This window comes from Aminobacter sp. BA135 (assembly GCF_050859125.1).
GTDB lineage: Bacteria > Pseudomonadota > Alphaproteobacteria > Rhizobiales > Rhizobiaceae > Aminobacter > Aminobacter ciceronei.
In genome coordinates this window covers 1,001,173-1,020,511 of the sequence record NZ_CP139572.1, presented here as the reverse complement: position 1 = coordinate 1,020,511, position 19,339 = coordinate 1,001,173, and the positions used below count along the sequence as shown (strand labels likewise).

The window sequence follows — 19,339 nt, the reverse complement described above, 5'->3', positions numbered from 1 at the left end:
GTTGCGCCGCAAAATGGCCCGGTTAGCCTGTACTTATCTTCCCGACGCGACCAATCCTAGGAGGCCAGCGCCCATGAAGACCGTCATCGTCGAAAACACCGTCTGCCTGAACACCGGCGATGCGGCGATCCTGCTGGCCATCAGGCATATCCTCAAGGCGGCCTATCCCGGCGAGTTGCGCTTCCAGGTGTTCGACAGCCAGCCCGAGGTCGCGTCGCGGCTTTATCCGAGTCAGGCCTACCCCGACATCGAGATCCGCAAGCTGCTGTCGGAATCGATCTTCAAATACCCCTATGATGACAACCGCCTGAAGAACCTGGCCAAGCCGATCTACAACCGCCTCGCCCTGAGTGCGCTGCGCCACTACGGCAAGAGCCGCGCCCTGGACGAGACGATGTTCAGCGCCGGGGACCGTCACAGCCTCGACATGTACCGACAGGCCGATCTCGTGGTCACCACAGGCGGCACCTATCTGGTCGAGAACTACAATCTCGAACGCCGTCTCAACCAGTTCCGCATCGACGCGATCTTCGGCAAGGACCCGGTGTTCTTCACCCAGTCGCTGGGCCCCTTCAACAAGGACTACAACCGCCGTGAACTGAAGCCGGCCTTCGACCGCAGCCCGTTGATCCTGTTGCGCGACAAACGCTCGCACGGCCATCTCGACGGGCTCGTCGACGATCCCGGCAAATGCCATGTCGTCGCCGATTCGGTGTTTGCGCTCGCCGACAAGAAGCGCATCGAAACGCTGCTCTCGGCCGGCACGCCGCCGGCGCAGACCGGCCGGGTCGGCATTTCGGTACGCCACTGGAACTACGTCAATGACGGAGCCGACGGCATGCACCGCTATATGGCCTCGATCCGTGATATCGCCACCACCCTGGTACGCAACCACGGCAAGCAGGTGACCTTCGTCTCGACCTGCCAGGGCGTGCCGGAATACGCACACGACGATTCGAAAACCGCACGGGCGATCGTTGCCGAACTCGATGCCGATGTCGCCGCCCATGTCGACGTCGACGCCGGCTTCCACACGCCCGAGCAGTTGATGGAACTGGTCAAGGGCTTCGACTTCGTCGTCGCCACCCGCATGCACATGATGATCATGTCGCTCTGCGTCGGCGTGCCGGTTCTGCCCATCGCCTACGAATTCAAGACCCGAGAACTTGCCAAGCGCGTCGGCCTCGCCGAGCTGCTGCTCGACATCGACTCCGTGACCCCTGAAGAGGCCGCCCACAAGCTCGCGGCCTTCACAGGCGATCTCGACCGCCTCAGGGAAACGACCCTTGCAGCGGTGCTGGAAGAACACGCCTCTGCCATGTCGGCCGCCGATCTGGTCCGGCCGCTGCTAGCGGATGCGTCAGCGCTAGCGGACGCGTCAGCGGATGTTACGGGCGATGGTCTTCCACGTCGCGACGAGGGCGCGGCGCGACTGCGGAACGGCGACCATGAAGGCGAGCGCCACCGCGTAGCTTAGGGCTGCCGCGGTGATCGCCGCCACGATGTTGGACTGTGCGATCAGCGCAGCCGGCAGGTAGTCGTAGGTCAGCCAGGTCATGGCCGCTGCGATGATCAACAGCCCCTGCACCATCAGGAAGTCGAGCGCCGTGACCGGGCCGGTTCGCCCGATCATCACCGCCAGCACTGGCAGTCTGAGCGCGTAGCCTGAGATGGCATAGGCAGCGGCGACACCGACTGCACCCCATTTCAGCCCGGCAGCGAATGACAATACCGTCGTCAGCGCCGAATAGACGCCCCAGCGGAACATCGTGCCGGTCTTGCCCTGGCAGATGAAGATCCAGCCCGTCGTGCTCGACACCGGCTGCATCAGGCCGGCAATGCCGAGCCAGGCGAAGATCGGCGCTACGCCGAGCCAGCGTTCGCCGAACAGGATGGAAACGACCGGCTCGGCGGCAATCGTCAGGGCGGCGATGCCGGGAACGGTGATGAACGCAAGCAACCAGTTGGTGCGCAGATAGAGCTCGCGAAAGCGTGGCTTGTCGTCCTGGACGCGGCTGAGCAGCGGCACCATCAGCCGCGACAGCGGCTGGTTGATGTTCTGCAGCGGAAACAAAAGCAGCTTGTAGGCGCGGTCGTAATAGCCGAGCTCGACCGGACCGGAAAACTTGCCGATCAGGATGTTGTCGAGGTTGCGCGAGAAGAAGTTGACGAGGTTGAAGCCGGTGAGATTGGCGCCGAAGGACAGGATCTCGCGCTCCACCTTGATGCTCGGCCTGCCCGGTTTCCAGCGCGTCGCCAACCATGCACCGGCAAGCGTCACCACGGCACCGGCCGCAGGTCCGATCACCAGCGACCAGTAGCCGAGCCCGGCATAGGCCGCAGCGATCGCCGCGCCCAGGCCGGCAAGGGCGGTCGCAACGTCGTTGATCGCCAGCTGGCCGAATTGCAGGTTGCGGTTCATCAAGGCCAGCGGCAGCGCGGCAAGACTGCCGAGCAGCAAGGGCATGGCGGCGGCAAGCGTGATGCCGGTCATCCTGCCATCGGCATAAAATGCCGACACCGCCGGCGACAGCGCGGCAATCACGATGGTGCAGATCAGCCCGGCCAGCGCGCTGATCCAGAACACCTGGTTGAGCTGCTGACGGCTGATTTCCGGGCGCTGGATAACCGCCTGCTGCAGGCCGAGATTCTGGAACAGCCCGACAAAGGCGATGATCGGGCCTACCGAGGCGACGAGGCCGAAATCCTCCGGCGCCAGCATCCTGGCCAACACCACCACCGAGACGAACTGGATGCCGATCTTGATCGCCTGCGCCGCTGCCGTCAGCGCGCCGCCGCGCAGCGCTATGCGCCCGAGTTGCTGCGTTTCCGCCGTCATGCGGCAACCTTCGTGGCGGCAAGACGGAACAGCGTATTGGCGAAAGCGTCGTTGAGCCGGCCGGAATCGAAATCCTCCTCGACCTTGCGCCGCGCCGCGCGTGCCAGCTGTTCACAGGAGCCGGGATTGTCGGCGATCCAGATCAGCTTCTGCGCCAGCGCGCCGACGTCCCGTTCGGGCGCCAGAAGCCCGGTCCTGCCGTCCTCGATCAGCTCGGGAATGCCGGAATGATAGGTGCTGACCACGGTCAACCCCGCAGCCATAGCCTCCATCAGCGCCACCGGGATACCTTCGAGGTCGCCGTCGCCCGCTTTGACGCTGGGCAGCACGAAGACATGCGCCTCGGCCAGCCGCTGTTTGACCTCGCTGTGCGGACACGGCCCGCGAAAGGCGACGCGCCCGGCAATGCCGAGACTTGCAGCCAGTTGTTTCATGGGATCGAGCAATTCACCGCCGCCGATGATCGTGTAGGACCAGTCGATATCGGGCCTGACGGACTGCACCTCGCCGAGCGCGCGAAGCGCGAACTCGATGCCCTTCTTCTCGGTCAGCCGGCAGACCGAGATCATCTCCACCCTGCTATCCCGGCGCTCGCCGGCCCGAAAACCGATCGCCTCGGTATCGACGCCCATATGGTGCACGGCAACCCGGTCGGCGCGCGCGCCGGCCTCGATCAGCGCATCGCGAAAGAAGCCGTTGACCGGCAGCTGCAGCGCGCCTTGGCGGAACACCACCTCGTAGCGCGACAGCGAGCCGTCATGCATCGGCGCGCCGACATCATGGCCATGGAAGATCGTCACCAGGGGAGCCGATATCCGCCGCTGCTTCATCGCCCTTGCGACCCGCAAGCCGTTGTTGCCGAAATGCGCTACGACGACATCGTATTTTTCGAGCTTGCCGGCAAAGGCAATGTCGAGCGCCGTCGACGCCTTGTCCCAAAGCTTGCCCGACCAGCGGCGCAGCGACGGGCGCAGCGGGCCGAGCGCACCCCACCATTGCGCGACGCCACCGGGCAGGTTGCGCCAGCGCGGATCGTCGATGTTGCGCTCCTTGCCGAAGGTCGTCTCATTGCAGATGACGCCGACTTCGATGCCGCGCGCAAGGCAGCCCTCGATCTGGTCGAGCACGAAGGTCTCGGACAGCGACGGGAACTTGTCGACGACGAAACAGACCCTCATCGAACGGCTCTCCAGAACCCTGACGGCATCACCTCAGGCAGCCTTGTTCAGGCCCTGCGTCACGGCCTGCTCGAGCACGCCCATGAAGGTGGCGAACTGCGCGTCGGGGTCGAGTTGCGCGCGTCCGGCAAAGGCGCGCGCGGCCGCTGACTGACGGTCATACCAGGCCTTGTCCTGCCAGAGCCGACGCACGGTTTCGACCCAGTCGTCGAGCGGCGCATCGTAGTCGAGCACCACGCCGCCCTCGCCAACCGCCTCCGGCAGGCCGCCGCGGCGCGAGCCGATGACCGGAATGCCGCTGCAATGCGCCTCTGAAGCGACACGGCCCCAGGCCTCCTCCCATTTGCTCGGCGCGAGCAGGATCTTCGTCCGGCCATAGACCGTCTTCATGTTGCTGGTTCGGCTTTCGAGCCGGACATTGCCGAGCGGCGCAATCGTCTGCTCGATACGGACGCGGTGATCGTCGGCCAGCTTCCAGCTTTCGACGAACAGGAACGGAATGTCGGGGCAGCGCCCGGCGATGCGCACCGCAAGCTCAAAACCCTTTTCCTCGTAAGGATTGATCAGCGTGACGAAGTCGCCTGACGTTTCCGTGGCGTAGTGGGCAGGGTTGATCGTCGGCGGAATGACCGTCGATTCGATGCCGAAGCGCTGGCCATAGGTGCGCGCGGTGAATTCCGAATTGGCGATGTAGCGCGCCTGTCGCAACTCGCTGAGATCGCCGCCAAGCTCGTGGAATTCGACATTCCGGAGATAGACGACCAGCGGAATGCCCTGGGCCTCCAGCGCTTTCCCGATCGGCACCGACTTGTGGCACTGGACCACGGCGACGTCGGGCTTCAGCTTCTCCACGGCGAAGCCTGCGGCCTCCCATGGAAACCAGGCCCGCACCACGGGATAGCCAGGGAAGCTGTCGATGACGGCGCGTTGTCCGGTCAGCTTCATCTTGGCTCTCGCCTTGAAGCCGAACATGCCGTCGCCGAACAGCGCGGCCAGCACCGAGGCCTCGTGGCCATGGGCGCGCAATTGCTCGACCAGGTGATGCGTCGACGACTGAACGCCGCCGCTGAACTCGGGCGTGTAGCCGTTGCCGCCTGCAAACAGAACCTTCATGTCCCTGCTCCGATATCGAGTTGGTTGACGGCCTCGCGCCTCACCCGGCCCTGCGGCCGATGGAGACGTATTGGATGCCGTGGCGGGCGACGACCGCCGGGTCATAGAGGTTGCGGCCGTCGAAGATGACGGCGGTCTTGAGCTGGTCGCGGATCAGCTCGAAGGATGGCGCCCTAAAGTTCTTCCACTCGGTGGCGATCAAGAGTGCATCGGCGCCGCGCAACGCCGCCTCCTTGGTGCCGCACAAGGTGAGGTCGTCGCGCTGGCCATAGATCTGCTGCGCCTCGTTCATCGCCTCGGGATCATAGGCCTGCACCCTGGCGCCGGCTTGCCACAGCGCCTCCATCAGCACCCTCGATGGTGCCTCGCGCATGTCGTCGGTGTTGGGCTTGAAGGCCAGACCCCACAGCGCAAAGGTCTTGCCGGCGAGGTCGCCGTTGAAATGCGCCTTCAGCTTGTCGAACAGCACCACTTTCTGGGCATTGTTGCGTGCCTCGACCGAGTGCAGCAGCACCGGCTCGAAACCGACATCGCCGGCGGTGCGGATCAGGGCCCGCACATCCTTGGGAAAACACGAGCCGCCATAACCGAGCCCGGGATAGATGAAGTGGTAACCGATGCGCGGGTCCGAGCCGATGCCCTTGCGCACCTCCTCGATGTCGGCGCCGAGCAGTTCGGCCAGGTTCGCCATCTCGTTCATGAAGCTGATCTTGGTCGCCAGCATGCAGTTGGCGGCGTATTTGGTGAACTCGGCCGAGCGCACGTCCATCACGATCATCTTCTCGTGGTTGCGGTTGAACGGTGCATAGAGCTCGCGCATCACCTCCTCGGCCGCTTCGCTGTCGGTGCCGACGATGATGCGGTCGGGCTTCATGCAGTCGGCAACCGCCGAACCTTCCTTCAAAAACTCCGGGTTGGAGACGACGTCGAAGCTTAGCTCCTCCCGGCCTCTCTGTTTCAAGGCAGCCGCAATCGTCTCGCGCACCTTGTCGGCGGTGCCGACCGGCACCGTCGACTTGGTCACCACGATCTTCGCACCCGCCATCTCGCGGCCGATGGCATCGGCCACCGACAGCACATATTTGAGGTCGGCCGAGCCGTCCTCGCCCTGCGGCGTGCCGACGGCGATCATCTGGATCTCGCCATGGCGCACGGCCATCGAAGCATCGGTCGTGAAGACGATACGCCCCGCCGCGTGGTTCTCGCGCACCAGCGCCTCCAGCCCCGGCTCGAAGATCGGGATGAAACCCTGGTTCAGCCGCTCGACCTTGGCCGCATCGACGTCGACGCAGACGACGTCATGACCGACCTCGGCCAGAACAGCCGCCTGAACAAGACCGACATAGCCAATCCCAAATACCGTGAGGTTCATCCAGTCCGTTCCTGTCTGTTGATGATGTCGAAGCGCGGCTGAACCGCGCCTGGGGATCTGCCCGTCATTTCAGGGTGCACGCGACCGAGCCCTCGAACTGACAAGGTTCGCCCGGGGCGGTGAAGGCGACGCGATCGACCGCCATGCTCACCGGCTTGCCGGGATCGGTGAACTCGCCCATCCATTCGCGCAGCGTGCCGGTGCCCCACAAGCTGAAGAATATCTTCTGCGGGTTGCTCGGCAGCTGGGTGGGATCGGTCACCTCATGCACCAGCTGGCCGTTGACATACCAGCGCAGCCGCTCCTTCTCCCAGACGAAGGCATAGTCGTTGAAACTCTGGTCGGCGCCGCCGGGCACGTCGACAAGCTTCTCGTCATTGGACTTGCCGCCGACATAGGCGTTGACCTGCACCTTCGAGGGATCCTTGGTCAGGACCTCGAAGTCAATCTCGTCATGCGGCTTTTTGTGCACCGGACCGATATAGGTGAAAAAGGCGGCATTCAGGCCCGAGCCGGTACCTGTCTTCATCCGTGCCTCATAGGTGCCGTAGCCGAAACGTTCCTTGGTCTGCACCTCGCCGCAGGAATAGTCGCGGTTCTTCAACGGCTTCTTCTCGAAGCCCAGGACCAGATTGCCGTTGGCAACCTTGACCTGGTCCTTCGACCAGGTGCAGTTCTGGTGCTTGCCGTTGTCCCAGCCGTCCGAGATGAACCAGCGCGAAGCGCTCAGCGTGTCGAAGGTCTCGACGAAGGACTTGCCGGTGGCCTCCTGCGCCACGGCACCGCCCGACATACCCAGCAGGCCGGCAAGTGTGACCGACATTGCCAACGCAGCGGCACTGCCGAGAGGTCGGCACGCGCTGTAATCCCTAACGTTCGCGTTCATAGGTCATCCTTGTGTCTTCGCGCCTCCCGCCCGGAAACCGCATTGCCACACCGGCCGGAGATGCCTCCAGCCGGACGAAATCCTCCCATCCTCCCTGATGTCAGGCCCTGTCGCCTCGGGCCTAGAACTGGCGCAGGGCCTCCCCTTGCGCCAAACGTGCCGATGATTCCTCGTCGGTCTCGCGACCTTCATCGGCAAAAATGTCCAGCGAATGACGAAGCCCAGCGACGAAGTCCTTTTGCCGTCCGAGCGCCTCGATCCGTCTCAGACAGGCCTTGAGCGATTCTGTCATCTGGTCCATCTCACGCGCCCGCAGCACGGAAACCGCTGAATTTTCCATGGCTTCGACAAGGAAAGCAGCATTGGCCGAGACCGCCTCGTAGCGGTTGCGGATGCCGGTTCGTTCCGCCTCGATGCCGGCGGCGAGTTCGTCCAGAGCCCGCGACAGCTGGCCGAAGCGCGCCTCGTCGGTCTGCCGGTCGCGGTCGGGGCTGCGGGTGCGGAATGCAAAGATCGATGCCATGCGCCCTACCCCGCCTTCGCGGCCGAACCGGCCATCAGGTAACGTGGACGTGCAGCGCCACTTTCCATCGCCGACGGATTGCGACGGCGCAGCAGCTCGAGCTTGTCGGATGCCACCCCTTTGGTCACGGCCGACAGGTTCGTCGGCGAGGCGAAGGCAAAGCCCATGGCACCGGAAAGCCCGGCACTGGCCTTGAGATCGAGGAAATGTCGCAGCCGATATTTGTCGCGCACATGCCGCTCATGGCGGCGCAGGACACGTCGCTGTCCGGCTGTCAGACCGGCAAGCGCCAGAAGATCGAGATCGGCATCGGCCAGCCGCCTCAGGTCCTCGGTACGATGCTGGCCGCTCAGCGAATTGGACCGGACCACCGCGCAATAGCCGCAGGAGCGGATCAGTTTGAAGCAGGCACCGAAAGCCAGGGCCCGGGCATAGAGCGCATAATCCTCGCCGAGGCGCAGCTGCTCGTCATAATGCAGGCCGTGCTCTGTGAGCATGGCGCGCCGCATCACCGGCTTGAGAAAACCCAGCTCGCCGCGCCGGGCGCCGCGCTGGGAAATGTTGCCGGCGACGAAGCCGACAAGGTCGAGCTCGGTCGGATCGGCTGCGAACTGCTCGATGCTGCCCGACAGCACGTCGCGCACCGAGGCGTGTTCGGCAAAGACGATGTTGTCGGCGACGAGATCCCAGTCATCGCCGGCCACGAGTTTCGCGAACCGGCCCGGCAGGAAAAAATCGTCGGCGTCGAGGATGCTGATCAGCGGCGCCCTGGAGTGGCGTATTGCCATGTTACGGGCAAAGGACGGGCCGCGATTGACGTCGAGCCGCAGCACCAGCAGCCTGCCGCTGCCGTCATCGGCGGCGCGCGCCACCGCCTCGGTCGCATCGGTCGAAGCGTCGTCCACGACGACCACCTCGGCCACCTCCGGCTCCAGCAGAGCGGAGGCAATGGCCGTCGTGATCGTTTCGGCTGCGTTGCGCGCAGCAATGATGACACAGACGTCGGTTCCGCTCACGTCGGTTGCCTTTCGTCATAGCCCGCCGACGCAAGAGCTATATTGCACCTGCTAACAAGGGAACCCCAACTTTTATTACGGCGGTTCACGGGAGGCGCTACGGGCACCGGCAGCTGCCATCGGCAAGCCCCGGCTTTCCAAGGGCTGCAGGCCGCTTCGTCCGATCACATATGACGGTTTCATCACACCGAGGCCGCCAGGGCCGCCTTCGGATTGGCAGCGTCGCGTCTTGCTTACATATACGGGCTGGACGGCAACGATTCTGCCGGAACAGGCGGCAGCGCACGCCGATCTTGTCGGTCTAGTGCGCGCTGCCTTTCGGGGTCAGGTCGTCGGCTGGAACAGTGGCGGTACCATCAGGCGCGGTCTTCGACTTGCCGGTTTCCACCGGTTTCGGCCCGGCGCGCGCCACCATTGCCAGCACGACGAGAAAGTATCCGACCTGAAGAACAACCGCGCATATCACCGCGCGCAGCAAGATCGTGCCCCAGCCGGCAGCATCCATGTAGGACCACAGCGCCACGACAGCGATGACCATCGCCATGCCGAACACGAATTTGGGTAAAGTCATGTCAGCTGATCGTCAGGCCGGAGGCATCGGCACTGATTTCGTCGCCATGTTGCTTGCAACTCCCCTTGCCCTGAAAGCTTCCGCCCTTGTCCGTTCCTTCGTTTTATTTTGATGCCTGCGCGGCCCCAGCCGGTCGGCCCGAAGAACGTCATTCCACTATATTGGCCCGCCCAACTGTCAGCAAGCGGAGCCTCTTGGAGAGCGAGTCTAGACGGCAAAGATGAATGCTGCATTGCACCGTCCGGCGATGCCCCAAGTCGAAACGATTTTTGCCTTTGATGGCGTTATTTCAGAAATTTTGGCGATATCAGCCGCCTGAAACAATATGCTCGTATCTCGCGACGCACTTTGTTCGACTAAACAGCAGCACGACGAAGATATAATTTCAGGCATTTCCACCTGATGGACCGAATTGATTCTGCATACGCATTAATCTTGAGGACACAAAACTGTCGCAATGGACTCTTTTTGTGCACGCCATGCACGGTTCTTGGACATCTACTGGCGCAAATATTTCACGCGTCAAAAAAACGTGTGTTGCGGCGCAGCATAGCAATCCTATCCTGGCACGGGGCGATTCTGGGGCGATTTATCGACCAATTGGAGTTGCAGCATGAGGGATCTAGCCAAGTCGAGCAGCTTGGAGTTTCCACATATGGCCGCCGACCTTCCTCCGCTCGGTGGCGTGGCCAAGCGCGGATTCGACATCGCCGGTGCCGGTCTCGGCATCGTCGCGCTGAGCCCGTTGTTCCTGCTCATCGCACTACTGGTGAAAGTCTCCGACGGCGGCTCGGTCTTCTACGGCCATCGCCGCATCGGCCGCGGCGGCCGTATCTTCCAGTGCCTCAAGTTTCGCACCATGGTTCGAGACGGCGATGCAGTTCTGGCCGCTCATCTGCGCAACGATCCTGAGGCGCGGGCCGAGTGGGAGGCAACGCGCAAACTCAAGGACGACCCGCGCGTGACCCGCGTCGGCACCGTGCTGCGCAAGCTCAGCCTCGACGAGCTGCCGCAGATCATCAACATCCTGCTCGGCGACATGAGCATCGTCGGCCCGCGCCCGGTGGTCCGCGACGAGCTCGAATATTACGGCAAGGCCGTCGTCTTCTACCTCAAGTCGCGGCCGGGTCTCACAGGACTGTGGCAGGTCAGCGGCCGCAACGACGTCTCTTACGACAGCCGCGTGGCCTTCGATCGTCACTATGTCGAGAACTGGTCGCTCGTCGAAGATATCCGCATCATCCTGAAGACGGTTCCGGCCGTCTGCATGTCGCGCGGCAGCTACTGATCCTGCCGCAATCGGGCTGCGCCGGCGCGCGCGGCCACTCCCAGCCGCGCATCCCCGGAGATTTCGCGGCACAGGAATGGACGATACCGTTGAACACCATCAGCACTCCCAAGCGCGCAAAGCGCCTGCTCGGCATGGGCGGCGCGCTCTGTCTTGCCCTCGCTTTCGCGACAACCCTGGCCGCGGCCGAGGACTACAAGCTCGGCACCCAGGACAAGCTGACAATCCGCGTCGTCGAATGGCAGACCGTCGAAGGCGCCTTCCGCGACTGGTCCTCGGTCAGCGGCGACTACACGGTCGGCCCCTCCGGCAAGCTGTCGCTGCCGTTCGTCGGTGAGACCGAAGCCGCGGGCAAGACGACGGCCGAGATCGCCGAGACCATCGGCAAGACCCTGCAGGACAAGTTCGGCCTGTCCGATCGCCCCGAGGCTTCGGTCGAGGTCGCGCAGTTCCGCCCGTTCTACATCTCCGGCGACATCCAGAGCCCCGGTCAATATGCCTATGCGCCCGACCTCACCGTGCTCAAGGCGGTCAGCATCGCCGGCGGCATGCGTCGCGGCGCCGACGGCGCCCGCACCGAGCGCGACCTCATCAACGCCGAAGGCAGCCACGCCGTGCTGTCCGACGAGCAGCTCCGCCTGATGGTGACGCAGGCGCGCATCGACGCCGAACTCACCGGCAAGACCGAATTCGCCGCCCCAAAGGACATCGCCTCCTTGCCTCGGGTGGACGGCATGGTCGCCAACGAGACCGCCATCATGGCCTCGCGCCAGAACAAGCTCACGCTCCGGCTGCAGGCGCTCGACAACCTCAAGGGCCTGCTCGAAAGCGAGATCGTCTCGCTCGGCCAGAAGGCCGAGACGCAGAAACGCCAGGTCGAACTCGCCAGAAAGGAACTCAGCGGCATCGACACGCTGGCGCAGAAGGGGCTCGTCGTGAACACACGCGTGCTGTCGACCGAACGTTCGATCGCCGAGATGGAAGGCAAGATTCTCGACCTCGAGACCGCCACGCTGCGCGCCAAGCAGGACGTCAGCAAGGCCGAGCAGGAAGCGATCGATCTCAGGAACGACGCCGAATCCGAACTCGCCGTCGAGCGCCAGAAGACTGTCGGTGAGCTCAATGCGGTGACGCTCAAGCTCGGCATGCAGAAGGGCCTGATCGCTGAAGCCGGCGGCACGGCGTCTGCGGCAGCCGGCATCGAGCAGCCGACGTCCTTTGTCCTCGTCCGCAAGGGCAGCGATGGCAAGAGCAAGGAAATCACGGCTGCCGAAGACACGTCCATCCTGCCCGGCGACGTGATCAAGGTCGTGCGGTCGGGTAGCCCGCTCGTCCAGTAGCTGATCGGGTCAGGCACGATGCGGATCAGGAAGTCGTCACTGGTCGAACCCGGCAGCAACACGCTCTACGGCGCGTTCGCGGTCGCCGTCTCGTTCTTCGTCTTCGCCTATTCCTTCCGCATCGGCCAGATCTCGATCCTGATGTATTACGCGGTGTGGCTGCCGCTGGTGCTGGTCGACTACCGTTTCACGCTCGGCCGCCTTGCCCGGTCGCCCCAGCTCCTGGCCTTCGCGTTCTTGGCATGCCTGTCCTATTTTTGGTCAGACGCGCCTGACGTCACGTTGCGCGCAGCCCTCCAGTACCTCACACATGTCGTCTGCGCCGTTATCGCCGCCCGTGTCATCGATGCGCGCACCTTGTGCATCGGCGCCATCGCAGGCATCGCTGTCATTCTCGGTTATTCGATGCTGCAGGGCGGCTATGTCTACGACGCGCTCGACGGCAGCTACAGCTTCGTCGGCGCCTTCGGTTCCAAGAACCAGCTCGGCTTCTACGCCTCGCTGGGCGTGCTGCTGGGCTGCTATTTCGCGCTGTTCCTGACCCGCAGCCGCATCGCTCGCCTCCTTGCGCTCGGCGTCGTCGCCCTTTCGGCCGCGTCGCTGGTGCTGTCGCAATCGGCGACATCGATGCTCGCCACGCCCGCGGCCATCGCCATGGTCATCGCCATCGCCGGACTGGAGGCATTCTCGCCGACACATCGCCGGATCTTCTTCGCCGCCGGCCTCGCGCTTGCCGGCACGGCAGTGCTGGCCGCCCTCAATGTCGGCGCCGTCGACATGGTGCTCGGCGCCTTCGGCAAGGATTCGACACTGACGGGCCGCACCTATCTCTGGCAGCAGGGCATCGATGCGGCGGCCAACACGCCACTGCTCGGCGTCGGCTACGCCGCCTACTGGGTGCAGGGCTTTTCCGAGGCCGAGCGGCTGTGGAACGAGTTCTACATCCCCGCCCGCACCGGCTTCCACTTCCACAACACCTATATCGAGGCGCTGGTAGAAACAGGCTATGTAGGCGCGGTCATGATCGTGCTGCCGCTGCTCGCCATCCTCAGGCTCTGCATCGCGCGCCTTTTGTCCGACGGCGACTGGACCGAAGCCCTGCTGCAGACCGGCCTGCTCGCGCTCTTGGTCATTCGCTCGTTCTTCGAGGTGGATATCCTCCAGCCCTACGTCATCGGCTCGTTCCTGCTCTACTACTGCTGGGCCCGCGCCAAGGAACCGGCGGCGCTGCGACGGCCCAGTTCGGCAGCGGACTGGCGCCCGCCGTCGCCTTCGATACCGTCGAACGGCATCGGTCCAGGCATCCAGGCGTAACGCAGCCTGCCTGCACCAGCCTTCTGTCAAATCCTGGTCGACGTCATGGAACTGTCGGTCGTTTCGGGAATTGAATCAGCTGACATCGCTGGAGCCGACACCATGCCGACGCCACTTCAACCGCAACGCCCCGAAAAAGGCGAACAGCGCATAGAACTCTATTTCGTCGCGGCCACGATGCTGGCGATGGCAACAACGATGCTCCACACCAACGCCACTGCTTTTGTCCTGGTGCTGCATCTCTTGCAGTGACCAGCGTCGCCAGTTGTCGGCGTCCGGGCACCGAACCGGCCTTGCAATGCAACTACCGCCGAACACGCAGTATCGGCGGACGCGGTCGTTGCGTGGCACGCCCTATCTCAGGAGTCATCGATGGATTGGACAGACTGGTTCTATCTTGCCGTGGTGTTCGGGGCGTCGAGCGCGGTGCTGTGGATGATGGGCGCCTGATCGGCGACACCCGGCTTTACTCTCTGCCCGCACCTTTCGTCCGACGTCACCCGAAACGGCATTTTCGCGGAACGGAAACCGGCCCGGTCGGTTAGTCACCTGGGCGGCAGCCAGAAATTTGAGAGGCCGGAAATTTGAGAGGAAAGAGATGAAACATGCACAGGCTATCGCGATCCTGATCGCGTCGGCAACGCTGGCGGTACCCGCCGCCGCCGAGGACGCCGCCAAGCCGGCTGCGCAGCTGGATAGGTCCACGACGGCCAGTACCGGCGCAATGGCCGATCTCGCCACCGTCATGTCGGCCATCGAAGCCAGCCGGAGCACTGCAACGGCGATCCAGGCCATGACGACCGTCGGCAGCGTCCGTGTCGTCAAGGTTTCCGACATCGTCAGCCCCAGCGACAAGCAGGTACTGGACAAGGCCGTGTCGGACAACGAGGCCGATATCACCGGCGTGCAGGCCGCGATCATGGCCAACAGCGCTTTGAAAAGGCAGATCGACGCCAACACGGTCGACACCTCGGCCATCGTGGCCGCCAGAATCGCCGAAGATGGCGCGGTGACAGTCTTCGTCAGGTAGCAAAGCTGGCCGGGACCATGCGGCGTTGGCCCGGTGGCGTGATGTGCCGGGCCACGCTGGCCAGCCGACCCGGAAAAACTTGATCCAGCCGATTTTGTCCGCCCGCCCGTCCGCAAACTGCGCTATGCAGCGCGTGTCGGCTGGCGCGATCCGGACCGGCGCCGCAACAGGTGCATTCGCCCGCCCCGATGACATCCCAGACCGCCACGGCACCCGATCAGCGTTTCGCCGCCTTCCGCCATGGCGCGTTCTCGCGCTACTGGGTGGCGCGCTTCCTGGGCACGTTCTCGACCCAGATCATTTCGGTCGGCGTCGGCTGGCAGGTCTATGACCTGACCCGTGATCCCTTCGATCTCGGCCTCGTCGGCGTCATCCAGTTTGCCCCGGCGCTGCTTCTCGTCCTTGTCACCGGCGTCGTGGCCGACCGTTTCGGCCGCAGGCTGATCATGGGCCTGTCCGCCCTGGTCGAGGCCGCCTGTGCGGCGGCACTGCTGGCGCTGACCTACCACGGCCTTGCTAGCCCGTTGCCGATCTTCGCCGTGCTGGTCGTTTTCGGCATTGCGCGTGCCTTCTTCGGTCCGGCCTCGGCGTCGTTGGTCGCCAACCTCGTGCCATCAGAGGACTTCGCCAACGCGGTCGCCTGGAACTCGTCGGCCTGGCAGACCGCGACGATCGTCGGCCCGGTCGCCGGCGGCCTGCTCTACGGCCTGTCGCCCGAGATCGCCTATGGTGCGGCCGCCGTCCTGATGCTGGCATCGACGGCGTTGATCTTCTCCATCCCCAGGCCGGTCCAGCGCAGCGAGACCGACAAGCCGTCGGTCGAGACGCTGTTCGCCGGCTTCCGCTATATCTGGGGCGAAAAGGTCGTGCTCGGCGCCATCTCGCTCGACCTCTTCGCCGTGCTCCTGTCCGGCGCCGTGGCGTTGCTGCCGGTCTATGCGCGCGACATTCTCGACCTCGGGCCGTGGGGTCTCGGCCTGCTGCGCGCCGCCCCCGGCGTCGGCGCCATCATTGTCGCCGTCTGGCTCGCCGGGCACCCGATCCGCGACCATGCCGGCAAGGTCATGTTCGTCTTCGTGGCGCTGTTCGGCGTCGCCACGGCGATCTTCGGCATCTCGACGATCCCCTGGGTCTCCATATCGGCACTTGCGCTGCTCGGCGCCACCGACATGGTCAGCGTCTACATCAGGGAAACGCTGATCCAGTTGTGGACGCCCGACCATGTCCGTGGTCGCGTCAACGCGGTCAACGGCGTCTTCGTCGGCGCCTCCAACGAACTCGGCGAATTCCGCGCCGGCACCATGGCCGCTCTGATCGGCACCGCGCCCGCCGTGGTCTTCGGCGGCATCGGCGCCATTGCCGTTGCCGGCATCTGGGCCTGGACGTTCCCTGCCTTGCGCGAGGTCAGGCACCTCGACCGGCACGTCTGAACTTTCCATTGCCCGGTTGCTTTGCCGGCGTTGCAAATGTCGCAACGTGTTCATACATTCTTCTACATCGGTCAGGGGATCGCGATGCTTGCCCGGCCTGATCACCGCAAGAAGAACACTGCGCGAGCCTCAGAATAGTTCGGAATGACCATGGCCAATGTGGATGACAACGACCTCGCCTTGATCAACAAGCTGATCACCGAAGTCGAGCGCTCGCAGAACGAACGCTCGGCGGACGATTTCCTCGCCCTGTTCCGTCCCGACGCCGTCTGGGTCACCGCCTTTGGTCGGCGGTTCAGCAGCAAGGCCGAGATTTCCGACTTCGCCCGCAAGGTGTTGACGCCTGACCTGGGCGACCAGTATGCCCGCTACGACGTCGCTCATGTCACGATGCTGAGCCCCGACGTGGCCGCGGTGAATGTCCGCCAGCGCCCGATCCACAAGGACGGCACGCCTATCGAAGGCGAGCTCGAAGGTTCGCCGCTCTATGTGCTGGTCAAGGAGAACGGACGCTGGATGGTCGGCGCCGGCCAGAACACCAAGGTGCAGACAGCGGCAATCGACACCCAGCAGAGCGAAATCGACGCCCGCGAGGGCAAGAAGTAAGCCTCAGCCCTTGGCCGGTTCGCCGAAGATCCTGACCAGGAATTCGTCGAGCCAGCGCTTGAGGTGCATGTCCCAGATCAGCCGGCCGCCGAGATGGTCGCGGCCGGGCTGGGCGCCTGGCAAAACGAAGCGTTCGGCCCCGCGCACCACCCAGCGCTGCATCATCACGCGCGTCAGTTCGGCATGGAACTGGATGCCCCAGGCGTTGTCGCCATAACGGAAGGCCTGATTGGGATAACTCTCCGACGACGCCAGCAGCACGGCATCCCCAGGCAGCGAAAAGCCCTCGCGGTGGAACTGGTAGACCATCTCGGGCCAGTGCATCAGCTTGCGGCCTTCCTCGGTCGCCTTGATCGGATACCAGCCGATCTCGACAAGCCCCTCGCCATGCCCTTCGACCTTGCCGCCGAGGTGATTGACCAGCATCTGGGCGCCAAGGCAGATGCCGAGGAACGGACGGTTTTCCTTGAGCGGCACCGCCAGCCAGTCGGTCTCGCGTCGAACGAACTCATCCTGGTCGTTGGCGCTCATCGGGCCGCCGAAGACCACGGCGCCGGCATGCCCGTCGAGCGTGTCGGGCAAGGGATCGCCGAGCGGCGGCCGGCGGATGTCGAGATCGAAGCCACTCTCGATAAGCACATGGCCGACGCGGCCGGCACTCGAATGCTCCTGATGCAGCACCGCCAGGATCTTGGGTCGCGCCTTGCCCGGCATTTACGGCTACTCGTCCGCTTCGGGTCCGATCTGGCGCTGCGCCTTCTGAGCCGCCTTGCGCTTGGCCTCGACGCGGTCGCGGCTTTCCACGCCGATCAGTTCGGCGATGCGCCAGATGGTGTTGTCCTCCATCTCGTGCAGCTCGCCGTCGGCATAGACGATTTCCCACATCATGCCGATGAAGTCCTTGCGCGCCTGGTCGTCGAGGCTGCGCTTGAGCACGCTGGTGAAGGCATAGAGATCGATCGCTTCGTTGTCGGCCTGTTCGCCCGCCTTGACCAGCCGGTCGAGCTCGGCACCCGAAATGCCGTAGCTCTGGCTCAGCAACTGCTTGACCCGCTCCCATTCGACGTCCTGCCGGTCGCCGTCGGCGTCCATGACATGGTACATCAGCGCCGCCGCGGCAACGCGCGGATCGTCCTCGCGGCTCGCCTTGGACCCTGCCGCCGGCAGGTCCTTCAGAAACGAAATCATGCGTTCGAACATCGTCGGTTCCTGTTTGGGCCAAGCCTAGATCTAGGGTCGAGCTGACATCAAAACAAACGGAACCGCTTCTGGGCGTTTTCCCGCTCCACTTCCGGATCGACGCCGGGGTCGTCGGGCAAGCGGATCGGTTCGGCCATGTCATCCTCGTCGGTCAGGGTCGCGCCGTCGGTCGCCGGCGGCACCGCGCGCGGGGGCACGGGCTGCACTGCCGCAGTCTCCGGCACCACCTCGTCCTCGACGATCACGTCGACGATGTCGTCGCCGGCGGGCTGCGCTGCCGGAATGCTGGGGATCGACACCCGCTCTTTCGGCGCGTCGTCCTGCTCGATCAGGTGGCCGAGCCGCTCTTCCGGCGCCTTCCATTCGAAAGCGTCGAGCCGGCCGGTGACGGGTGAGAACGGCGCCCAGCGTTCGGAGACCACGCCGTCCGCCACCCAGGCCGGGTCGCGCGGCGCGCGCACGGCCCGCGACAGCCACTGTCGCACCTTGCCCTGGTCGCCACCCTGGGCTTCCTCGATGTCGGCGAGCAGGAGATAAGCACCCTCGCGCGGCTGCATCCGTGCGGCGGCCTCGGCCTCGGAGCGCGCCAGCTTGTAATCCTGTGCTTCCAGTGCCGCCCGCGCCACGGCGAGCGAGGATTCCGGATGGTTCTGCTTCAGCGATTGCAATTTCTTTGCCCGCGCCAGCCGGTCGAGCACGGCATCGCCTGGGCGACCATGGACGTAGAGCTCGGCGATGTCGGGCAGCGGTTCCGCCTTCCACGCCGTCTCCAGCACCTTCGAGCCCTTGCGCACGTCGTTCTGGCGGAACAGCGCCTTTGCGGCAATTGCAGCCGCCGGACCGAAACCGGGCCGCAGCCGATTGGCCTCAAGCGCTGCGGTCCGCGCCGCATTGAAATCGCCTTCGAACAGCGACATCGCCTTGGCGGTCAAAAGCACCGCGCGCTTGTTGTTGGCAACGTCGCGCTCGATCTGGCGCGTCGACTTCTGCGCGTTGATCAGCGCCAGCGCGCCGTCCCAATCGCCGCGTTCGCACTTTTCCTCGAGCGTCGAATCCGCCGCCCAGCCGAGCTGCGGCGCAAGGCCGGCGGCGCGGCCGGCATAGTGGCGTGCAGCGGCCCGGTCGCCGAGCCGTTCGGCTTCGAGATAGAGCCCGCGCAGGCCGAGCAGCCGCATCTCGGGATCGTCCAGCATCGCCTCGAACTTCTGCCGCGCCGTGTCGTGGTCGCCCTCCAGCAGCGATGCCTGGGCATCGAGCAGCAGGATCAGCGGCTCCTGGTCGGAGTTGATCAGCTTGGCGGCTTCCTTGTTCTTCTTGCGCGCAAGTGCGGCGTCGCCCGCTCCGGCGGCGATCATGCCGGTCGACAGCGCCTGATAGCCGCGGTCGCGCCGGCGAGCGCGAAAATGCCGGGCGATGGTGAAAGGGCTATTCCAAACCGCTTTGGTGAGCCACCAAGTCAACATCGTTGCCGCAACGATCGCGGTGATCGCCACCGCTGCCACCATCAGGCTGACCTTGTACTGGTAGCCGCTGAAGGTCACGACCATGTCGCCGGGACGGTCCGCCAGCCAGGCAAAGCCCAGCCCGAGCGCAAAAACGATGGCCAGATAGAACAGGATACGGATCATCTGGC

At 64.4% G+C, this 19,339-nt stretch carries 19 protein-coding genes; 8 read left to right on the top strand and 11 right to left on the bottom strand.

Annotated features, from left to right (window positions below; all coding sequences use genetic code 11):
- Positions 1–73: 73 nt before the first annotated feature.
- Positions 74–1,477, top strand: a complete 1,404-nt coding sequence (locus SLT36_RS04970; protein WP_432286142.1) for a polysaccharide pyruvyl transferase family protein — start codon at positions 74–76, stop codon at positions 1,475–1,477.
- On the opposite strand, the gene SLT36_RS04965 is transcribed toward SLT36_RS04970, so the two are convergent.
- From SLT36_RS04965 to SLT36_RS04930, 8 genes are all read right to left on the bottom strand, one after another.
- Entirely contained in the window at positions 1,379–2,839 is a 1,461-nt protein-coding gene (locus tag SLT36_RS04965; RefSeq protein ID WP_432286141.1) for a lipopolysaccharide biosynthesis protein, read from the bottom strand. The genes SLT36_RS04970 and SLT36_RS04965 overlap by 99 nt on opposite strands.
- Positions 2,836–4,017: a glycosyltransferase gene (locus SLT36_RS04960; protein WP_432286140.1), complete on the bottom strand. Its 1,182-nt coding sequence runs from the start codon at positions 4,015–4,017 to the stop codon at positions 2,836–2,838. Before SLT36_RS04960 ends, SLT36_RS04965 begins: the two co-directional genes overlap by 4 nt.
- A 33-nt stretch (positions 4,018–4,050) precedes the next feature.
- Positions 4,051–5,130 (bottom strand): glycosyltransferase, encoded by a 1,080-nt coding sequence (locus SLT36_RS04955; protein WP_432286139.1) that lies wholly within the window; start codon positions 5,128–5,130, stop codon positions 4,051–4,053.
- Positions 5,131–5,170: 40 nt separating this feature from the next.
- A complete protein-coding gene (locus tag SLT36_RS04950) occupies positions 5,171–6,502 on the bottom strand; it encodes a UDP-glucose dehydrogenase family protein (RefSeq protein WP_432286138.1) in 1,332 nt (443 codons plus the stop codon).
- 64 nt (positions 6,503–6,566) lie between these two features.
- Entirely contained in the window at positions 6,567–7,388 is an 822-nt protein-coding gene (locus tag SLT36_RS04945) for a glycoside hydrolase family 16 protein (protein WP_432286137.1), read from the bottom strand.
- Positions 7,389–7,509: 121 nt separating this feature from the next.
- Positions 7,510–7,911 (bottom strand): hypothetical protein, encoded by a 402-nt coding sequence (locus SLT36_RS04940; RefSeq protein ID WP_067956188.1) that lies wholly within the window; start codon positions 7,909–7,911, stop codon positions 7,510–7,512.
- A gap of 5 nt (positions 7,912–7,916) precedes the next feature.
- Positions 7,917–8,927, bottom strand: a complete 1,011-nt coding sequence (locus SLT36_RS04935; protein ID WP_432286135.1) for a glycosyltransferase family 2 protein — start codon at positions 8,925–8,927, stop codon at positions 7,917–7,919.
- Between the two features lie 301 nt (positions 8,928–9,228).
- Positions 9,229–9,498: an exopolysaccharide production repressor protein gene (locus tag SLT36_RS04930; RefSeq protein WP_432286134.1), complete on the bottom strand. Its 270-nt coding sequence runs from the start codon at positions 9,496–9,498 to the stop codon at positions 9,229–9,231.
- Positions 9,499–10,111: 613 nt separating this feature from the next.
- Between SLT36_RS04930 and SLT36_RS04925 the strand changes: the two genes are divergently transcribed.
- From SLT36_RS04925 to SLT36_RS04895, 7 genes are all read left to right on the top strand, one after another.
- On the top strand, positions 10,112–10,786 hold the full coding sequence (locus SLT36_RS04925) for a sugar transferase (RefSeq protein WP_432286133.1): 675 nt from the start codon (positions 10,112–10,114) through the stop codon (positions 10,784–10,786).
- Positions 10,787–10,875: 89 nt separating this feature from the next.
- Positions 10,876–12,126 (top strand): polysaccharide biosynthesis/export family protein, encoded by a 1,251-nt coding sequence (locus SLT36_RS04920; protein ID WP_432286132.1) that lies wholly within the window; start codon positions 10,876–10,878, stop codon positions 12,124–12,126.
- Positions 12,127–12,144: 18 nt separating this feature from the next.
- Entirely contained in the window at positions 12,145–13,440 is a 1,296-nt protein-coding gene (locus tag SLT36_RS04915; protein ID WP_432286131.1) for an O-antigen ligase family protein, read from the top strand.
- 45 nt (positions 13,441–13,485) lie between these two features.
- On the top strand, positions 13,486–13,692 hold the full coding sequence (locus SLT36_RS04910; protein WP_432286130.1) for a hypothetical protein: 207 nt from the start codon (positions 13,486–13,488) through the stop codon (positions 13,690–13,692).
- 346 nt (positions 13,693–14,038) lie between these two features.
- A complete protein-coding gene (locus SLT36_RS04905) occupies positions 14,039–14,470 on the top strand; it encodes a hypothetical protein (RefSeq protein WP_432286129.1) in 432 nt (143 codons plus the stop codon).
- A 188-nt stretch (positions 14,471–14,658) separates the two neighbouring features.
- A complete protein-coding gene (locus SLT36_RS04900) occupies positions 14,659–15,900 on the top strand; it encodes an MFS transporter (RefSeq protein WP_432286127.1) in 1,242 nt (413 codons plus the stop codon).
- A gap of 144 nt (positions 15,901–16,044) precedes the next feature.
- Positions 16,045–16,506 (top strand): SgcJ/EcaC family oxidoreductase, encoded by a 462-nt coding sequence (locus SLT36_RS04895; RefSeq protein ID WP_432286126.1) that lies wholly within the window; start codon positions 16,045–16,047, stop codon positions 16,504–16,506.
- A 3-nt stretch (positions 16,507–16,509) separates the two neighbouring features.
- Here SLT36_RS04895 and SLT36_RS04890 read toward each other — a convergent pair whose 3' ends face one another.
- The 3 genes from SLT36_RS04890 to SLT36_RS04880 are packed head-to-tail and all read right to left on the bottom strand — an operon-like array spanning position 16,510 to position 19,334.
- Entirely contained in the window at positions 16,510–17,220 is a 711-nt protein-coding gene (locus SLT36_RS04890; protein WP_432286125.1) for a glutamine amidotransferase, read from the bottom strand.
- A 6-nt stretch (positions 17,221–17,226) separates the two neighbouring features.
- Complete coding sequence (locus SLT36_RS04885; protein ID WP_192313220.1) at positions 17,227–17,706, bottom strand: TerB family tellurite resistance protein; 480 nt, start codon at positions 17,704–17,706, stop codon at positions 17,227–17,229.
- Positions 17,707–17,753: 47 nt separating this feature from the next.
- Positions 17,754–19,334: a heme biosynthesis protein HemY gene (locus SLT36_RS04880; protein WP_432286124.1), complete on the bottom strand. Its 1,581-nt coding sequence runs from the start codon at positions 19,332–19,334 to the stop codon at positions 17,754–17,756.
- Positions 19,335–19,339 lie beyond the last annotated feature (5 nt).